This window comes from Dellaglioa sp. CoH-55-MRSF-6 (assembly GCF_056782215.1).
The window spans coordinates 1-240 of sequence record NZ_JBXAYJ010000068.1 but is presented as its reverse complement, the minus strand read 5'-3'; the positions used below and the strand labels follow the sequence as shown (position 1 = coordinate 240).

Genomic DNA, 240 nt, shown 5'->3' with positions numbered 1-240 from the left:
GCGCTCGAGTCGTTCATCTCGTCCAAGACCAAGAAGGAAGAGGTGAACGCGTAATGGCCGCCGTCAACAAGGACCCGCGCGACATCATCATCGCCCCGGTCGTCTCCGAGAAGAGCTACGGCCTGATCGACGAGGGCAAGTACACCTTCCTCGTCGACACGCGTTCGAACAAGACCGAGATCAAGCTCGCCATCGAGTCGATCTTCAAGGTCGAGGTCGCGTCGGTGAACACCCTGAACC

General features: G+C 59.2%; 1 protein-coding gene. It reads left to right on the top strand.

All coding sequences use genetic code 11. The annotated features are described in order from the left end of the window. Nucleotides 1-53: 53 nt before the first annotated feature. Nucleotides 54-240 (top strand): uL23 family ribosomal protein (locus tag AC1RPK_RS07815; protein WP_481769367.1); only part of this gene is annotated, 187 nt, incomplete at its 3' end.